This is a genomic window from Microbispora sp. CA-102843 (genome assembly GCF_050936215.1).
Classification (GTDB): Bacteria; Actinomycetota; Actinomycetes; order Streptosporangiales; family Streptosporangiaceae; genus Microbispora.
The window spans coordinates 8,873,553-8,890,369 of record NZ_JBNJNF010000001.1; the positions used below are offsets into that span (position 1 = coordinate 8,873,553).

Here is a 16,817-nt window from a genome sequence, read left to right on the forward strand (position 1 = left end):
GCACCCAGATGTCGCCGCCGTGACACGCGGCGGCCACAGCGGCGCTGACAGCTCAAGACGATGCGCGCCAGGACGATCGTTGATCTCCGTCGTCACGGAGCAGCTCGAGATCGCCCTCGACGCGCTGCACGCCTGACCGCCTGTCACACAAGCGAAAAATCACCCCATGGAACGATCTAGCCGGAAAAACAATGGCTAGTTAAACTCCGAGTCAGCTTCGGCCACCCGTTCGGGTGGCCGTTCGCTCGTCGCCCAACGGGGAGGGCCCGCACCCTCCCATGCCCGGGGGCGGCGCGGCTCCTCCACGCCTGGACGGCGAGGCCTCATAGGTCTCCATGGAGGTGTCGTGTCGAAGAAGCCCCCACCTGCCTACTTACGGACCACAGCGATCGTCGCCGGCCTCGGCCTCGTGACAGCGATGATCCCGGCGGCAGCCGCCACCGCGGACCCCACCCCCACCCCGTCGCGGTCGTGGAGCGCCACGGCCGTGACGGGCGCAGAGCGCGTCCAGGGCGCCAAGTCGGCCAGCGGCCGGCTCGCCAAGAGCGACGCGGCGCTGCTCGCCTCGAAGTCGCCGGAGCGGACGAGCGTCGTCGTGAAGCTCGACTACGACTCGCTCGCGGCCTACAAGGGCGGCCTGCCGGGCCTTCCCGGCACCAGCCCGTCGGTCACCGGTAAGTCGCTCAACCTGAAGAGCGGCGACGCGGCGAAGTACCAGAAGCACATCGAGGGCATCGAGAGCACCTTCCTCGGCGAGCTGGGCAAGAAGATCCCCGGCGTCAAGGTGGGGCAGAAGCTCCGCACGGTCTACGGCGGCGTCGCCCTGACGCTGCCCGCCAACCAGGCCGCCGACCTGCTGAAGCTGCCCGGCGTGGCGGCGGTGCAGGAGGACAAGCGGGAGCAGCCGCTCACCGACTCCAGTCCCGAGTTCATCGGCGCGACCACCATCTACAACCAGCTCGGCGGCGCGAAGTCGTCGGGCAAGGGCGTCATCGTCGGCATCCTGGACACCGGCGCGTGGCCCGAGCATCCGTCGTTCGCCGACCCGGGAACACTCCCGGCTCCCCCGCCGAAGGCGGACGGCACCCCGCGTACGTGCAACTTCGGCGACAACCCGCTGACGCCGGCGGCCGACCCCTTCCAGTGCAACAACAAGCTGATCTCGGGCCAGCCGTTCCTGGAGACGTACAACGCGGTGGTGGGCGGAGAGGTGTACGGCACCAGCGCCCGTGACTCCAACGGCCACGGGACGCACACCGCCACCACGTCGGCGGGCGGGCCGGTCGACCACGCCAACCCGCTCGGCATCGACCGCGGCGCGATCCACGGCATCGCGCCCGCGGCCCACGTCGCGGTCTACAAGGTCTGCGGCGCGGAGGGCTGCTACCAGTCCGACTCGGCGGCCGCGGTCGCGCAGGCCATCGCCGACGGCGTGAGAGTGATCAACTTCTCGGTCGGCGGCGGCGCCGACCCCTACAGCGACCCGGTCGAGCTCGCGTTCCTCGACGCGTACGCGGCGGGCGTGTTCGTGTCGGCCTCGGCGGGCAACTCGGGACCGGGCGCCGGGACGACCGACCACCGCGGCCCGTGGGTGACCACGGTGGCCGCCTCGACGCAGAGCCGCACCTACCAGTCGACGATCACGCTGACCGGCGGGCCGTCGATCAAGGGTGCGTCGATCACCCAGGGCATCTCGTCGCCGCTGCCCGTGGTGCTCGCGTCGGCCCCGCCGTACAGCGACCCGCTGTGCGTCAACCCGGCGCCCCCGGGGCTGTTCACCGGGAAGATCGTCGCCTGTGAGCGCGGCCCGAACCGGGTGCTCAAGGGATTCTCGGTCAAGCAGGGCGGCGCCGCCGGGATGATCCTCTACAACTCCTCGCCGCTCGACGTCATGACCGACAACCACTGGGTGCCGACGGTTCACATCGACAAGCCGGAGACCGACGTGCTGCTCGCCTGGCTGAGCTCGCACCCGGGCGCGACGGCGAGCTTCACCCAGGGCCAGAAGGCCACCTGGCAGGGCGACGCGATGACCACGTTCTCCTCGCGCGGCCCGGGCGGCGACTTCCTCAAGCCGGACGTCACCGCGCCCGGCCTGCACATCCTGGCGGGCAACACCCCGACCCCCGAGTCGCCGCTGGAAGGCCCTCCGGGCAACCTCTACCAGGTGATCGCCGGCACCTCGATGTCGTCGCCGCACGTCGCGGGCGCGGGCGCGCTCGTGTTCGCGCTGCATCCCGACTGGACGCCGGGCCAGGTCAAGTCGGCCCTGGAGACCACCGCGACGACGAAGGTCACCAAGCAGGACCGGACCACCCAGGCCGACCCGTTCGACTACGGCGGGGGCCGCATCGACCTGACCAAGGCGGGCGACCCGGGCCTGACCCTCGACGAGACCGCGGCGAACTACGCCGCCTCGGCCGCCGACCCGATGAACCGGATCGACCTCAACCTGCCGTCGGTCAACGCGCCCGTCATGCCGGGTGTGATCAGCGCCAAGCGCACGCTCGTCAACGCGACCGGCAAGACGCTGACCTACTCCGCGACGGGCACCACCGTCAGCGGGGCGAACATCACGGTGCTGCCGCCGCTGTTCACGGTCAAGCCGGGCAAGAGCCAGAAGATCACGGTGTTGATCACCGCACCTGACCTGCCCGACGGGCAGTACTTCGGCCAGGTGAACCTCAAGCAGGTCGGCGGCAGCCGGGAGCAGCACCTCCCGGTGGCCTTCTACCGGCAGGAGGGCGCCGTGCCGATCGACCAGACCTGCGCCCCGAGCACCATCGCCAAGAACACGGGCGAGTCCACCTGCACGGTGACGGTCCAGAACAACACCCTGGAGAACACCGACGTCACCGCGCTGAGCACGCTGGACACCAAGCTGCGGCTCACCGGCGTCACCGGCGCGACCAAGATCGGCAGCCAGATCGTGACGACCAGGAGCACGCTCGCGGGCAGGCAGCCGGACAAGCCGACCATCGCTCCGGGTGAGACCCCGGCGGGCTACCTGCCGCTCTCGGCCTTCGGCATCGCCCCCACCCCCATCGGCGACGAGGAGGCGCTGAACTTCAACGTCCCGGCGTTCACCTACGCCGGCCGTACGTACAACAGGATCGGCGTCGTCTCCGACGGCTACACGGTCGCGGGCGGCACGAACGGCTCGGCGGACATCCAGTTCGCCCCGCAGACGCTCCCCGACACCGCGCCGCCGAACGGCGTGCTCGCGTCGTACTGGACCGACCTGAACGGCACGGGCGCCCCCGGCGTCTACGTCGCCAGCCTGACCGACGGGGTGAACAGATGGATCGTCGTCGAGTGGCGGGTCTACCTGTACGGCACGAACAGCCTGAAGGTCTTCCAGCAGTGGATCGGGCTCAACGGCACCGAGGACATCTCGTACGCCTACGACCCGGGCAACCTGCCCGGTGACCCGGGGGCGGCCTACGGCCTGACCGTCGGCGCCGAGAACGCGGACGGCACCGCCGGCAGCCAGATCAGCGGCCCGCCGACGCAGGACTACCGGATCACCAGCACGCCGGGCGCCCCCGGCGGCACGCTCACTTACTCCTTCAAGGTCAAGGGCGTGTCCTCGGGCACCGGAACCGTCACGACCGGCACCTCCACTCCCCAGGTGAAGGGCATCACGGTCGAGGTCGACAAGATCACCGTGCAGTAGGGTTTCCTGGAGGTTTTCGAGGCCCGGCGGACGTGCGGCGTCCGCCGGGCCTCCTGCCGTTTCAGCAGCGAGACCCGGCGGTGCCCGCGAAGCGAGCCTCAGCCGGCCTGCGCGGACAGGCGCCTGACCTCAGCCCGGACCGGCCCGCTCAGCCCGTTGCACAGGCGGTCCGCGCGGCCGTCGGAGGACACCGCCAGCAGGGCCGCGATGACCGGGGGCGGCACGTACTCCAGCACCCGGCAGGCCCGCTGCACGGTCATCGCCTCCAGCAGCCGGACCGCCGCCGGGGCGGCGCCGAGCGTGGAGAGGATGTCGGCGACCGTCCGCTCGTCCGCGTGCGCCAGGATGCCGGCCCCCCGCGCCGGGGTCATCGCCTGGAGCAGCGCGCACGCACCTTCGGCCGTCATGTGGTCGAGCAGCCGCCCGACCGCCACCGGCGACAGCGCCGCCAGCGCGGCGGCGGCCAGGGCGGGCCGTACCGCCATCGCGTCCGCCAGCGGGCCGGCGGCTCTCGGCTCGAGCGCGGCGAGCAGCGCGGCGGCCTCGGCGGCCGGCCGGGCGAGCAGCAAGCGCGCACCCTCCACCGGTGCCGCCGCACGTAGCTCGTCCGGGGTGAGCCGCGGGCCGTGCTCCGGCCGCCGTACGGGCTTCGATCGCACGGGTTCTCTCACCGGCTCCCGCACGCGCTCTCGCCTTGGTTCCCGCGGACGCTCCGGCATCGTGCGGTTCCCGCCCGCCAGGATCGCCCGCAGCCTCCGGTCCAGTTCGGCGGCCGTCGTCCGCCGGGCGGGATTCTTGACCAGTAGCCCGGCGATCGCGTCGGCCATCGGCCCGGACCTGCGGGGCCGCGGCGCGCTCTCCCCCGTGATCGCGTACAGGGTCGCCGGGTAGCTGCCGCGCCGGAACGGCGAGTAGCCCTCGAGCGCGCAGAAGAACGTGACGCCGAGCGACCACAGGTCCGACGCCGCGCTCGCCTCGAGCCCGTTGACCCGCTCGGGGGCCATGAACTCCGGCGTCCCGAGGATGGAGGTGCGCGAGGTGAGCCGGCTCTCCCCGGAGATCTGCGCGATGCCGAAGTCGACCAGGAAGACGCCGCCGTTCCGGCCGAGCAGGATGTTGGCGGGTTTGACGTCCCGGTGCAGCACCTCGGCGGCGTGCGCGGCGGTCAGCCCGGCGAGCACGTCCCGCCCCAGCGCGGCGATCTCCCGTTCGGGCAGGACCTCGTCGGTGATCCTCGCCTCCAGCGAGCCGCCCTCGACGTACGCCATGACGATCCAGGGCGACCCCTCCTCCTCGAAGACGTCGTAGACCCGGACGACCGAGGGATGCTCGATCCGGGCGGCCGCCCGGACCTCGCGCAGCGCCCTCTCCCGCTGGATCGCCAGGTCCTCCCCGTTCGGCCACAGCATGATCTCCTTGAGGGCGACCCGCCGTCCGATCAGCCGGTCGGCGGCCAGCCACACCATGCCCATGCCGCCCCGGCCGAGCAGGGACAGCAGTTCATAGCGGCCGCCGACGACCTGGCCCGTCACGCCCGCCATCTCAGTCGTCGTCCGGGAGCAGCTCGACGTCGGACCGATCGCCGACCGGCATCCGTACCGTGCGGGTGTCCGGCATGCGGCGCAGCGCGTCGTCGTCCGGCGAGCGGTATCCGTCGTCCTCCTCCACCCGGCTGTCGTACGGCCCACCGGGCCGTGCGAACGGATCCGTCAGCGGTTTGGTGGTCGGGTTCGGCGGGGCCGTCCGCTGCGGGCCGGAGTCGCGGGACCAGATGGACCACAGGTTCCGATCCTCCGCGCCGACCGCGGAGGCCGGGACGGAGCCGTTGGCGGGCCGGGCCGCGAAGCTGCCCCGCGCCCGGCGGAACTCGTCCTGCTCGGCGAGCGCGAGCACCCGTTCGTAGTTGCCCGGCCGCTGCATGAGCTTGACGAAGACCGGCAGGCACTCGATGAGCAGGAACAACAGGAACAGCAGCCCGCGTGCGGCGCTGAGCGTCCCGTCCTTGCCCGTCACCTCGTTCAGCGCCCGCAGCCGGATCAGCAGCCCGTTCATGGCCAGGTTCTCGTTGTCGAACGACTCCCGCAGGGCGGTCTGCCGCTCCAGCGCGGCGTCCAGCTCGGCGCGCGCCTTCGGCAGGGCCGCCTGCGCGCTTTCCAGCCGGGACGCCTTGGCCGCCTCGCTGCCGGCCGCCAGCTCCTTCCTTCGCGCCTCGATCTGCCGGTTGAGCAGGTCGATGCGGCCCTTGTTCTTGTCGTACGCCCGCTTGCTGTCCTGGGCGAGCGGGCCGTCGCCCTTCTTGGGGCAGGACTTGCCGCCGTAGAGCTGGCACTGCCATTCCTTGTAGTGCTGGTCGGCGAGCTTCTGCTCGTTCGCCCGCTCCGCGGTCAGGTCCTTGACCTTCGGGTCCCGGGCGGGGTCAAGGGGCACGTCACCGCGGGAGGAAACCACCTTTTCCAGGTCCGCGACCTCTTTGCGCAGCCCCTCGACGTCTTTTCCCACCGCGCTCTGCTTCTGCTGCGCGATGAAGGTCTCAGCCTCCCGCTCCTTGATCTTGGCGATCTGAGCGTTGATTTCGCCCTGGAAAATCTGGAGCACCAGCGGGGTGGAGATGACGAAACCCAGCAGCACGGCCATGGCGATCCGGGGAGCGGCCATGAACAGCCTGCGGCGGAGCGGGCCGTCCGACCTGATCGTGCCGACCAGCCAGCGGTCCAGGCTCATGATGGCCAGGCCCCACACCAGGCCGACCACGATGGCGACGAACAGGTTGACGCCGAGGGCGCTGTGCAGCGCGAACGACATCGAGATGACGGCGAGCACGCTCGTGGTGAGGACGGCGCCGCCGATGCCCTCGAACTTGCCATACTCGGTCTTACATTGCGCCAGAACATCCGATTGCGCCCCAGAAAGGGCAATCAGAAAACGCCGCATGCTTGTCCTCGCAATCGGGTCGTCTCCGGCGGTCGCACCCCATAGGACGTGGTAAATAACCCTCAACCCCGGCTATCGTAGTTGCCTTCCGCCACGTTTCCGAAAACTTGAGATTTCACCTGATGGGATGACCAGAAGGCGGGACATATTACGGAGGATCTGGGTGTCGGAGCCCGACAAGGACCTGCTGCGCAAGGCCCTCGCCCGGGCCGTGGCCGGGCTCACCGGCGCCGGCCGTCTCACCGTGGTGGAGGTCGCCGTCGACGGCGTCACCACCTTCACCGTCCACCGGGATGAGAACGGCACACCCCGGGGCCGTCGCCGCTCCGCCACCTGGACCGACCTGCTCATGGAGCACGGCGAGGATGAGCCGGGAGCGGCCCAGGCCGCCCGCCAGGCCGTGCTGCGCGCCGCAGGGCTCCCCTCCCCCGACGGCGAGTTCGTCTTCGTCCGTTCGACCTCCGAGAGCGCCGAGGCCGAGGCGGCGCTCGAATGGCTGTGCGCCGAGCGGCCCGCGCCGGTCCACCCCGCCGACGCGCCGCTCACCGCGCTCGTCGAGGAGGTGCTGGCCGGGACCCCGCTGTCCCGGTCGTACGACCTGGTGGTGCTGCGGGCGGATCGGGCGACCGGCCGGCTGGAGCTCGCGGGCAAGCAGCTCTTCCCCGTCGGGACGCAGCCGGGCACCCGGGCGAACGTCGCCCTCCGGTGCGAGCCCGGCGACGAACACGGCACCGTGTTCGCCGTGGTCACTCGGCAGGGCCGGGAGCCCCGGCTGCTGTCGATGCACTCCGGCAGGCTCACCCCCGGGCCGTACGAGGTGACGGTCGAGCTGGTGCGACCGGGGAAGGTCCGGTTCGTCGGCCTGCCCGAGCTCGTGCTCGACTGGCGCGACTGGGGCGAAATGGTCGCGTCCGTGCCCTCCCGGCTGCCGGCCAGGACCGGCCCGTCCCACCTGATCTGCGCGGTCGAGGTCTGCGGCCCGCCCGAGAAGGTGACCGAGCGGCTCAGCCGGGCGCGCCAGGTCGTCACGTTCCTGTCCGACGAGCTCGCCGACCTGTTGCGGGTCTCCCTCGTCGCGTACGGCGCGCACTCCTTCGGCCGGGCCAAGGAGCACCCGGTGGTGACGGCCTGCTGGCGGGCCCCCGCGGCCCGGGCGCTCGCCGAGCTGGACCGATTGGAGGAGCGCGGCGCCGTCACGCAGGGCTATCCGTACCATCCGCACGCCGCCCAACTGGAGGACATGCTGGCGGAGGTGGCCGCCCGGCTGGATCGGACCGCGCCTGCGCCGACGGTCCTGCTCACGGTCGGCGAGCGGCAGCCGCACCCGGCGACCGCCGACCCGTCGGGGCTGCTGCCGTGCCCGCACCGGCACGACTGGAAGCGGCTGCTCGAGCACCTCGAACACCGCTGCGGCGTGGCGTTCGGGGCGATCTGCGACCGGCCGCCGGGCCAGGCGAACCGCGTCTGGCGCCGCCTCGGCGCCAAGGCGCTGGGGCACCTCGACGCCCTGGACGCCCAGGAGCTCGCGGCCGACCTCGGCCTGGCCGCGCCCGCGACCGGACGCCTCCCGTTCCCCCTCATCGACGAGACGGAGTGAGACCTACGCATGCCCCCCGAGCCCGCCTCCGGGCAGGCCGCCCACGGCATCTCCATGTGGGGTGCCCCCGGCAGCGGCAAGACCACGCTCTTGGCCGCCCTGTCCATCGCCCTGACCCGCAGGAACGACGACTGGAAGATCATCGGGGCGGATCCCGCCTCGACGGACTACCTGATCGAGAAGACCGACGAACTGTCCCGCGGGCGGGTCTTCCCGGAGGCGAGCCGGCTGCTTGAGCGCTACCGCTGGATGCTGATCGGCCACCCGGATCCGCCGCAGGAGGGCCGGGGGAACCGCAGGGCCGCGCCTGTCCCCGAGGCCAGGATCGGCATCAACATGAGCGACGCGCCGGGCGGCCTGTTCGCCCCGGGCCGGCGGGGCTCGGAAGGCGGGCCGGCCGACCTGCGTCAGCAGGAACTGCTGGACAACCTGAGCGAGGGGCGGGGCATCGTCTTCCTCTTCGACCCGATTCGCGAGTTCGACGTCGGCGACGCGTACGACCACCTGCACGCGCCGCTCACCCGGCTCGCGGAGCGGATGCTGAGCGCGGGGCAGCTCACGCAGGGGAGGCTCCCGCACCACATCGCGGTGTGCATCACCAAGTTCGACGACCCGCGGGTGCTGCAGACCGCCCAGGAGGAGAACCTGCTCACGCTCGACCCGGACGATCCGTGCGAGTTCCCCCGGGTGACCAGCGAGGACGCACCGGTGCTGTTCCGGCAGCTGTGCAAGGTGTCGGCGAGCGGCGACGCGGACCTGGTGCTCAACTCCCTCGACAAGTTCTTCCACGCCGACCGCATCCGCTTCTTCGTCACCTCCTCGATCGGGTTCTACGTTGACCGGCGTACGAACGTCTTCGACTGGCACGACTACGTGAACCTGCTGCCCGAGGAGGCCGGCAGCGGCCTGCGCATCCGGGGGCAGATCCGGCCGATCAACGTGGTCGAGCCCATGCTGTGGCTCGGGCAGCGGCTCGCGGCCGGCGAACCCGGGGGACAGGGGAGATGACTGGCGAGACGGTCCGGAAGATCAGCTTCGAGTGGGCGCTCGAAGGCAAGCACCCCGGTAGCTACGACGACTACGAACTGCTGAGCTGGAGCGAGGGACGGCTCACCAGGGAGGTGTTCGACGAGGTCAGGGACCTGTACGCGACCGGGACCGCGTCCGGACTGCCCCAGGTCACCATCGCCAGGGCGAGCACGATGGAGAGCGGACGGCAGTCCTACTACGTGGTGCTGGCCGTGCAGGAGTGGTCCCCGCACCACGACGGCACCAACCGGAAGATCGCTTACACGCGCTGGTTCTACGTTCCGTACGAGCAGCTCATCGACCACAGGGTGTCGTACGAGGCCCTTTACACGGCGCTGCGGGCGCTGCCGGAGACGCCCGCGCCGCCGCTGACGGCGGACGTGCCCGCGCTCGACCTGTCAGCCGTGTCTCCCGGGCCGGACGCGCTGTCGGCCGCCGCGCTGCTGCTGACCGGGCGGCAGGTGTGCGTGGTGGGCGCCGAGGGGGTGCCGATGGCCGAGCGGCTGCGGTTCCTGGACACCGTCGCGGCGCTGCTGCCGTACGGCATGCGGGCCAGGCTCACCGCGGCGACCTGGACCAGCAGCACGGCCAACCACAAGATCAAGCTGTTCTTCGCCCGCCACGCGCCCAGCGGGGCGCACGCCGTGCCGTGGGAGCGCGGGGCCGACGTCGGCCACGAGCAGGCGAGGCATTACCACGAGACGCTCAGGTGGGCCGGCGACCGCCTGCCCGAGGTGATCGTACGGCTCGCCGAGCAGACCGGCCCGCTGTCGTTCGCCCCCGAGTATCGGACCACGGTCCTGGAACTGCTCGAAGGCGCCATCCGTCCCCTGACGGAGCCGTCTGTCGACGCTCCCGAGACCGGCGACGCGACCCCACCGGTCCCCCGCGAGCAGCCCGCAGGGACCGTCGCGGTCCCGCAGGACGAGCCCACCCGAATCGACCGCGATGTCAGCGGCCACGAAGAGCGCCGGGGGACTGTCGCGGCCCCACGGAACGAGCCGGGCCGAGCCGACAGGAACACCGGCGGGCACCGGCACAGGGGGGCGTCCTGGCCGGCCACCGGGGACGGGACGGTGACGCGGCCGGGAGTCGATCCGTTCACCCGGATCGAGAGCAGGCCTGAATCCCCCGTGTGGCACGGGCACGGCGCCGGGGGGCGGGGCGGACTCGTCATGGTCGTGGCACTCGTCGTGCTCGGCATGGCGCTGAGCGCTTTCGCCGTACTCCTGGTCGCCGGCTTCCTCAGGCGCGACGAGGGACCGGCCGTCCCGGAAGTCGCGGCTCCCCTCTCAAGCACGGTTTACATTCAGACCTCCCCGGGGCAGGCCTCCCGCTTCGTCGCCGAGGCCCTCGCCGAGGTGCTGCGGGACGCGGGGGACCAGCCGATCTTCGAGTGGGCCGACCCGGCCAATCCCGTCCGGCTGCGAACCGAACCGACCGTGACCATCGCGTACGACCTCGACCTGCTGGAGTTCCTCACCCGCGGCAACTTCTCGGTCGACGGCCCCGACGAGATCCGGAACCAACTCGGCGCCCAGCTCTCCGGGCAGGGGCTGGCCCTCGTGGCTCCCCTCCCCTGGACCACACAGGACGTCCTCGTCTACGCCCCGGACCTGATCAAGCCTGACCGGCTGAAGGCGAGCCTGGAACATCCGGAGCAGGGAGACGAGATCCTCGTCCGGGACACCTTCGGCGCCGGGCCACGGGAGATCCTCCACGGACGCTACCCAGACCTCCGGCTGCGTTCCGTCCCCGCCCGAGAACTGGCGCAGGAACTGCAGCGGAAGAAGGCGAGGGCCGCGATCGTGCCCGGTGACACCGACCTGTTCGGCTACGAACACTCGGGCCTGATGGCGGACCTGCTGCCGCGACACTCGCTCGTCGTGCTCGCCAACAGCGCGGTCGGTCCGGAGCTCATGCCGACCCTGACGGCGCTGACGGCGAACCTGGACGCCAAGCGCATCGAGGCGGGCAGCAGGGATCCCCAGGAGGTGGCGAGGGAATTCGCCGATCGGGTCGCCGCGTCGCTTCCGGGCAGGGACGCCACGTCGGCATCGGAGGAAGAGGCGGAGCCCGCGCAGGACTCGTTCATGCTCCCCCTGACGATCCTCTTCTTCGTGATCGTCGCCGCCGCCGTCGTGGTGGTGCTGTGCCTCATCGGCTGGCCCGCGGCCCTCGCCCGCCCCGGGAGCCCCCGCAACCGGAAACCCTGATTCACGGACGGCGCTCCACCGTTTATCGTCGATGGACGATGAATGGGGAAGCGAGACCGCCTGGCCGGCCCACCGCCGCCGAGTACGCCGGCTGGTTCAAGGCCCTGGCCGACGCCACACGCGTCCAGATCGTGACCCTGCTCGCCCGCGCCCAGGCGCCAATGGCGGTCAAGGACATCGTCGAGGCCGTCGATGTCGGGCAGTCGACCGTCTCGGCGCACTTGAAGGTGCTGGCCGAGGTGGGGTTCGTGCTGGTCGAGCATCGCGGCACGGCCAGCCTTTATCGGATCAACGACGCCTGCGTGGAGTGCTTCCCGACCGCCGCCGACGTCGTGATGGGCCGCCCCGTTCCGGACACGCCGCCCTTCCCCGTCCCCGTCGCCAGGAGACACGACGTGCCCGGTGATGGGGCGGCCGGGATCCTCATCCGCCCCATGCGGGAGAGCGACGCCGCGCAGGTCCTCGCCATCTACCAGGCCGGTCTCGACGGCGGAAACGCCAGCTTCGAAACCACGGCGCCCACCTGGCAGGCGTTCGACGCCGCGAAGCTGCCGCTCCACCGGCACGTCGCGGTCGACGCCGTCAGCGGGCAGGTCATCGGCTGGGTCGCGGTCAGCGCCGTCTCCGGCCGCTGCGTCTACGCCGGAGTGGTCGAGCATTCCGTGTACGTCCACCCCGGCCACGGTGGCCGCGGCCTCGGGCTGGCGCTGCTGAACGCCCTCATCCAGTCCACCGAGACCGAGGGCATCTGGACCATCCAGTCGGGGATCTTCCCCGAGAACACCGCCAGCCTGCGCCTGCACGAGAAGGCCGGCTTCCGCGTCGTCGGCACCCGCCACCACGTCGGCCGCCACCACGGCCGCTGGCGCGACGTCGTCCTCCTCGAACGCCGCAGCACCGTCACGGGCCTCTGACCGTCTTCCAGCCGACCGTGAGGAGCACTCTCAGAGACCGAGAGCGAGCGTGGCGAGGTGGCGGGCGATACCGGCGGTATCGGTGTCCTGCACGTTGCTGAGCAGGACTACCTCGATGTCGTCGTCGGGCAGGTACATGTTGCTCGCCGCGTAGCCCTGGAGAAGACCCGGGTGATACCGGAGTCGGTGCCCCTGGAGCCGGTCGACGAGCCAGCCGAAGGCGTACGCGCTCGACGGCAGGTTGAGGCAGCCGGTGGAGGGGCACGGCGCCTGTGGCGTGAACGCCTGCTTGACCGTAGCGGGTGGCGCGACCGTGAACGCGCCGAACGCCCGGTCCCAGCGGGCGATGTCGTCGATGGTGGAGTAGATGCCGGTCGCCGAGAACGCCTCGGAGCCGTTGATGGGCGGGGCCGGCTGTCCGAGCGTGAAGTAGCCCTTCGCGTACCCGTCGGGCGGATTCCCCCTGCTGTAGCCGGTGTGCTTGAGATGCAGCGGACCGGTGATCTCATCGCGCAGTACGGTCCCGTACGGCTTGTGCGTCACCGCCTGGATGATCGCCCCGGCCAGGATGTAGCCGGAGTTGCTGTACTTCCAGCTCGTGCCGGGCGGGAAGTCCAGTGGCAGGTTCACGAACCGCTGGATGAGCTCCCGGGTCGTGGTCGGTTGCGAGAGCTTGGCATAGAAGCCGGGCAACTGCTGGATGTCAGGGATGCCGGAGGTGTGGTTGAGGATCTCGCGGATCGTGATGGGCCGCCAGTCCGCCGGGCAGGCCTTGATGTATGCCGGCACGAGATAGGGACAGATCCGGTCGTCCAGACCGAGCAGTCCGCGGTCGCGCAGCTTCAGCACGATCATCGAGGTGAACTGCTTGGTGACCGAGGCGATCCGATAGACCGTGTCCGGCCGATTGGGAATGTGCTTCTTCTCGTCGGCCTCGCCGGCGGCGAAACGCGCCAGCACCTGCCCACGCCGTACGACCAGCGCCGAGCCGGTGAACTTCTTCTTCGCGGCCAGATCCCGCAGGTATGCCAGCATCTCCGCACTGGCGGGATCATCCTGCGGCGCCGATGACGTGACCGGCGGGTCCGATTTCTGCGCGGAATTGTTCGTAACATCAGTGGCCAGTGAGTCCGATTTCTGGGCAGGCTGGTTCGTGATGTCCGACAGGCTGTTCTGATCGCTGTAGGAGTTCGCGGTCGTGTCCGCCTTCTGCCAGTTGTACGGCAGTGCCCGCGAATCCGTCTCGCCCTTCTGCATGGGCGTAACGGCAAGCGTGACGTCGCGGAGCAGGTTCTGGCGTTGGCGCTGCCGCTCGCGCTCCGACTGCCGCTGCTTGTCGCGTTGCCTGGCGCGATTGCGCTCATGCGCTCGGGCACGATGACGAAGGGTCGGGTGATCGACGCCGACGCCGGTCAGGACGGCTCCCCCCGCGGAAGCGGCGATGGCGGGAGTGCCCAAGGGTATGGCCCCGCCGGTCAGTGCGGTGCCGAGCATAAGGAACCCGACAGCATTAGGACACTTGGGCATTTTCTCCCCCATGAAACGTACCGCTGTCCTGAAATTCCGACATTCCCGAATTTATTGAGCTCGAGAACGCTCGGCGGACCTTTCTTCTGGGGGCTTGCTATCCGTTCGCCGGCGCCACAAACGCCGATCGACGCGGTTTTCCTTCCGCATATCCCTCTGTTAGCGCTACTCGACGGCCACAGGCCACTTCGGCGAAAATATCAGCGATTTTCGGAATCGATCGCCAATCGCCCGGAATCAGATGCCGCGGAAGGCGCTACCGAGGAAAATCCTCGGAATCATGCTGTGACCGCCAACCGTGGATCAGCAGGTCGAACACCGTCTCCACAGCCGCGCATGGATCGTGTCGGTCCTTGGCCAGGATCGGGATTTCCAGGACGAACCGCGCGAGTGCCGAGCATGCGAGATCATCCGCCTCCCGCCCGAGTTCCTCCGCGATCACAGCGCCGAGGGCGTCCGCATGCCGCATCCACATACGCTCCGCGTACTCGCGGAGAGCAGGCGTTCGGTCCACCAGCGCGGTGAGCTGATGCAGACGAGGATCCGACGCGATCCGCACCCAGGACTTCAGCGCGTGGGCGCGGAGCGCCTCGATCACACTCTGGTCCTTGGGCCGTTCGCGGACTGCGGCGGTCAGCGCCGCCTCGACTTCCTCCTCGCGATCGAAGACCAGCGCCTCTTTGCTCGGGAAGTGCGCGAAGAGGGTCGTCGTCGACACGTCGGCCCTTTCGGCGACGTCGCGGACGCTCACTCGTTCAAAACCGTGCTCCAGGAAGAGCTCCAGGGCGGCGTCGGCGATGGCCTGCCTCGTCGCGGCCTTCTTGCGCTCGCGACGGCCAACGGTCGGAGAGTCGGGCATGGCGTCACTGTACCCCACAACTGGACTGAGACAGAAACTGTAACGGTTGCACTTATGTACTCGTTCTGCTTTGGTGGTCTCCGCAAGGGGGTTGCCGTCCCGTGGGGGTCGCGGCACCGGTCGTCGCCGTGTGGCGGCGCCACCGGGAACCCCCCGCCGACGAAAGGAATCCACCGTGGACTCTCCGACACCCGCGAACGCACGGATCAGCATCATCGGTGCCGGCCCGGGAGGCCTCACGTGCGCACGCATCCTGCAGCGGCACGGCATTCCGGTGACGGTGTACGACCGCGATCCGGACGCGGACTCCCGCAACCAGGGAGGCTCGCTCGACCTGCACGAGGAAGACGGCCAGCTCGCACTCCGCGAAGCGGGCCTGCTGGAGGAGTTCTTCGCGCTCGCCAGGTTCGAGGCGCAGGAAATGCGCCGAATGGACTCAGCGGGGAATGTCCTTGCCCACCACCTGCCGGCGGAGGGCGAAACGGTCAACCCCGAGATCGACCGCGGACAGCTTCGCGATCTCCTGCTGCGCTCACTCGCCGCGGGGACGGTCGAGTGGGGACGCACTCTGGAATCAGTGAGCGGACCGGCCGACGGACCGCGAACGCTGACGTTCACCGACGGGACGACCGTCGAGGCGGATCTCGTGATCGGTGCGGACGGCGCCTTCTCCCGCGTCCGCAATGCCGTGTCGCCCGCGACACCGCGCTACGTCGGGGTCAGCTTCCTGGAGGCATGGTTCGACGACATGGAGAACGCGCACCCCGAGCTTTCCGAACTGGTCGGGAAAGGCAACGCCCACGCCGGTGACGGGAAGCGCGGCCTCTTCGCGCAGCGGAACAGCGGCGGCCACATGCGCGTCTACATCATGCAGCGCGTCCCCCTGGACTGGATCGCGGCGAACGGGCTTCGCCCCGAGGACACCGAGGGCATCCGCGCGCATCTACTCGGCGAGTACGCGGCCTGGTCACCGCGGATGCTCCGGTTGATCACCGACAACGACGGCGCCTACGTCGATCGTCCGCTCTTCGCCCTGCCGGTGCCGCACACGTGGAAGCCCTCGCCCGGCGTGACGCTCCTCGGTGATGCCGCACACCTCATGCCGCCGTTGGGCGTCGGCGTCAACCTCGCCATGCTCGACGCCGGCGAACTCGCGCTCGCACTCGTCAACTCCTCCACCATCGACGACGCCGTACACAGCTACGAGAAGGCGATGCTGCCGCGCTCGGCCGAAACAGCCCAGATGCTCGAACACGGCGCCGAGTCCCTGCTGGCCGTGCCCGACCCCGACGAGATCGACCCGTTGGGTCAAGCCCAGCCCTGACCCCCGGCTGACGATATGCAGGGAACAGCGGGGTGCCAGGTGTGGACGCGCATAGCCATGAGGTCAGTCCGGCCAGGTCTCCTCCGAGCAGAGCACTCGAGCGGCCTCGTGGGGTTCGGCGTCGCGGACGTGGTAGCGCCCGTCATCCATGCCGAGCATCGTCACGATGCCCCAGACCAGGACACAGCCGCCGCGGGGGTCACGGACCTGCGGGCGATTACCGTCACGGCGATCGCCGGAGTCTCATGTCATGCCTGGCAGCAGGACTTACCCGCGCTCGCCGTCTCCTTTTCGGCGTCGTCATTGGCGCAGCAGGCGGAGTCGGCCTCCTTGATGAGGGTGTCGGCGTCGGCCTTGACCACGTACACCTCCCAGGGCTCGTTGCCAGGGCCATGGACCCACACCTTGTCCTGGAGCGCGTAGCAGCAGGTGGTGTCGTTCTCCTCGAAGGTCGCGAGCCCGGCCTCCTTCAGGCGTTCGGTCGCCGCCGTGACCTGGGCGGTGTCCTCGACCTCGACGCCGAGGTGGTCCATCCGCGTCGGCTCCCCCGACTCGCCTTCCAGCAGGACGAGCTTGAGCGGCGGCTCGGCGATGGCGAAGTTGGCGTACCCGGGCCGGCGCTTGGCGGGCTCGACGCCGAACAGCTTGGAGTAGAACGCGACCGAACCTTCCAGGTCGGCGACGCGCAGAGCGAGCTGAACACGGGACATCGGTGTTCTCCCTTGGCCGTGAAGCAGCGGGCAG

At 70.1% G+C, this 16,817-nt stretch carries 11 protein-coding genes; 6 read left to right on the forward strand and 5 right to left on the reverse strand.

The genetic code is table 11. From position 1 onward, the window contains the following. The first annotated feature begins 346 nt into the window (after positions 1-346). Positions 347-3,676 carry a S8 family serine peptidase gene (locus tag ACQEVJ_RS41235; protein ID WP_433110306.1) on the forward strand — a complete coding sequence of 1,110 codons (3,330 nt, stop codon included), beginning with the start codon at positions 347-349 and terminating at the stop codon, positions 3,674-3,676. Between the two features lie 98 nt (positions 3,677-3,774). Here ACQEVJ_RS41235 and ACQEVJ_RS41240 read toward each other — a convergent pair whose 3' ends face one another. Next, on the reverse strand, positions 3,775-5,217 hold the full coding sequence (locus tag ACQEVJ_RS41240) for a protein kinase domain-containing protein (RefSeq protein ID WP_433110308.1): 1,443 nt from the start codon (positions 5,215-5,217) through the stop codon (positions 3,775-3,777). A gap of 1 nt (position 5,218) precedes the next feature. Then, positions 5,219-6,607 carry a DUF4407 domain-containing protein gene (locus ACQEVJ_RS41245; protein ID WP_433110310.1) on the reverse strand — a complete coding sequence of 463 codons (1,389 nt, stop codon included), beginning with the start codon at positions 6,605-6,607 and terminating at the stop codon, positions 5,219-5,221. Between the two features lie 163 nt (positions 6,608-6,770). On the opposite strand from ACQEVJ_RS41245, the gene ACQEVJ_RS41250 reads away from it, so the two are divergent. From ACQEVJ_RS41250 to ACQEVJ_RS41265, 4 genes are read left to right on the forward strand one after another with little or no spacing between them, the layout of a single operon-like run. Continuing rightward, positions 6,771-8,204 (forward strand): hypothetical protein, encoded by a 1,434-nt coding sequence (locus tag ACQEVJ_RS41250; protein ID WP_433110312.1) that lies wholly within the window; start codon positions 6,771-6,773, stop codon positions 8,202-8,204. Between the two features lie 9 nt (positions 8,205-8,213). Further along, a complete protein-coding gene (locus ACQEVJ_RS41255) occupies positions 8,214-9,212 on the forward strand; it encodes a hypothetical protein (RefSeq protein WP_433110314.1) in 999 nt (332 codons plus the stop codon). After that, positions 9,209-11,449: a hypothetical protein gene (locus ACQEVJ_RS41260; RefSeq protein WP_433110316.1), complete on the forward strand. Its 2,241-nt coding sequence runs from the start codon at positions 9,209-9,211 to the stop codon at positions 11,447-11,449. The genes ACQEVJ_RS41255 and ACQEVJ_RS41260 overlap by 4 nt, the downstream gene beginning before the upstream one ends. 38 nt (positions 11,450-11,487) lie before the next feature. Then, positions 11,488-12,363, forward strand: a complete 876-nt coding sequence (locus tag ACQEVJ_RS41265) for a helix-turn-helix domain-containing GNAT family N-acetyltransferase (RefSeq protein ID WP_433110318.1) — start codon at positions 11,488-11,490, stop codon at positions 12,361-12,363. 30 nt (positions 12,364-12,393) lie between these two features. On the opposite strand, the gene ACQEVJ_RS41270 is transcribed toward ACQEVJ_RS41265, so the two are convergent. Continuing rightward, on the reverse strand, positions 12,394-13,821 hold the full coding sequence (locus ACQEVJ_RS41270; protein ID WP_433110320.1) for a serine hydrolase domain-containing protein: 1,428 nt from the start codon (positions 13,819-13,821) through the stop codon (positions 12,394-12,396). A 325-nt stretch (positions 13,822-14,146) separates the two neighbouring features. Then, positions 14,147-14,749 carry a TetR/AcrR family transcriptional regulator gene (locus ACQEVJ_RS41275; protein ID WP_433110322.1) on the reverse strand — a complete coding sequence of 201 codons (603 nt, stop codon included), beginning with the start codon at positions 14,747-14,749 and terminating at the stop codon, positions 14,147-14,149. 175 nt (positions 14,750-14,924) lie between these two features. On the opposite strand from ACQEVJ_RS41275, the gene ACQEVJ_RS41280 reads away from it, so the two are divergent. Then, entirely contained in the window at positions 14,925-16,073 is a 1,149-nt protein-coding gene (locus tag ACQEVJ_RS41280; protein WP_433110324.1) for an FAD-dependent oxidoreductase, read from the forward strand. 248 nt (positions 16,074-16,321) lie between these two features. On the opposite strand, the gene ACQEVJ_RS41285 is transcribed toward ACQEVJ_RS41280, so the two are convergent. Beyond that, positions 16,322-16,783 (reverse strand): ArsI/CadI family heavy metal resistance metalloenzyme, encoded by a 462-nt coding sequence (locus ACQEVJ_RS41285; protein ID WP_433110326.1) that lies wholly within the window; start codon positions 16,781-16,783, stop codon positions 16,322-16,324. Positions 16,784-16,817: the final 34 nt, after the last annotated feature.

What these genes read in the sequence shown, in the direction of transcription:
- ACQEVJ_RS41240 (WP_433110308.1), bottom strand. Translation starts at nt 5,217, where the DNA reads ATGGCGGGCGTGACGGGCCAGGTCGTCGGCGGCCGCTATGAACTGCTG.
- ACQEVJ_RS41245 (WP_433110310.1), bottom strand. Translation starts at nt 6,607, where the DNA reads ATGCGGCGTTTTCTGATTGCCCTTTCTGGGGCGCAATCGGATGTTCTG.
- ACQEVJ_RS41255 (WP_433110314.1), top strand. Translation starts at nt 8,214, where the DNA reads ATGCCCCCCGAGCCCGCCTCCGGGCAGGCCGCCCACGGCATCTCCATG.
- ACQEVJ_RS41260 (WP_433110316.1), top strand. Translation starts at nt 9,209, where the DNA reads ATGACTGGCGAGACGGTCCGGAAGATCAGCTTCGAGTGGGCGCTCGAA.
- ACQEVJ_RS41265 (WP_433110318.1), top strand. Translation starts at nt 11,488, where the DNA reads ATGAATGGGGAAGCGAGACCGCCTGGCCGGCCCACCGCCGCCGAGTAC.
- ACQEVJ_RS41275 (WP_433110322.1), bottom strand. Translation starts at nt 14,749, where the DNA reads ATGCCCGACTCTCCGACCGTTGGCCGTCGCGAGCGCAAGAAGGCCGCG.
- ACQEVJ_RS41285 (WP_433110326.1), bottom strand. Translation starts at nt 16,783, where the DNA reads ATGTCCCGTGTTCAGCTCGCTCTGCGCGTCGCCGACCTGGAAGGTTCG.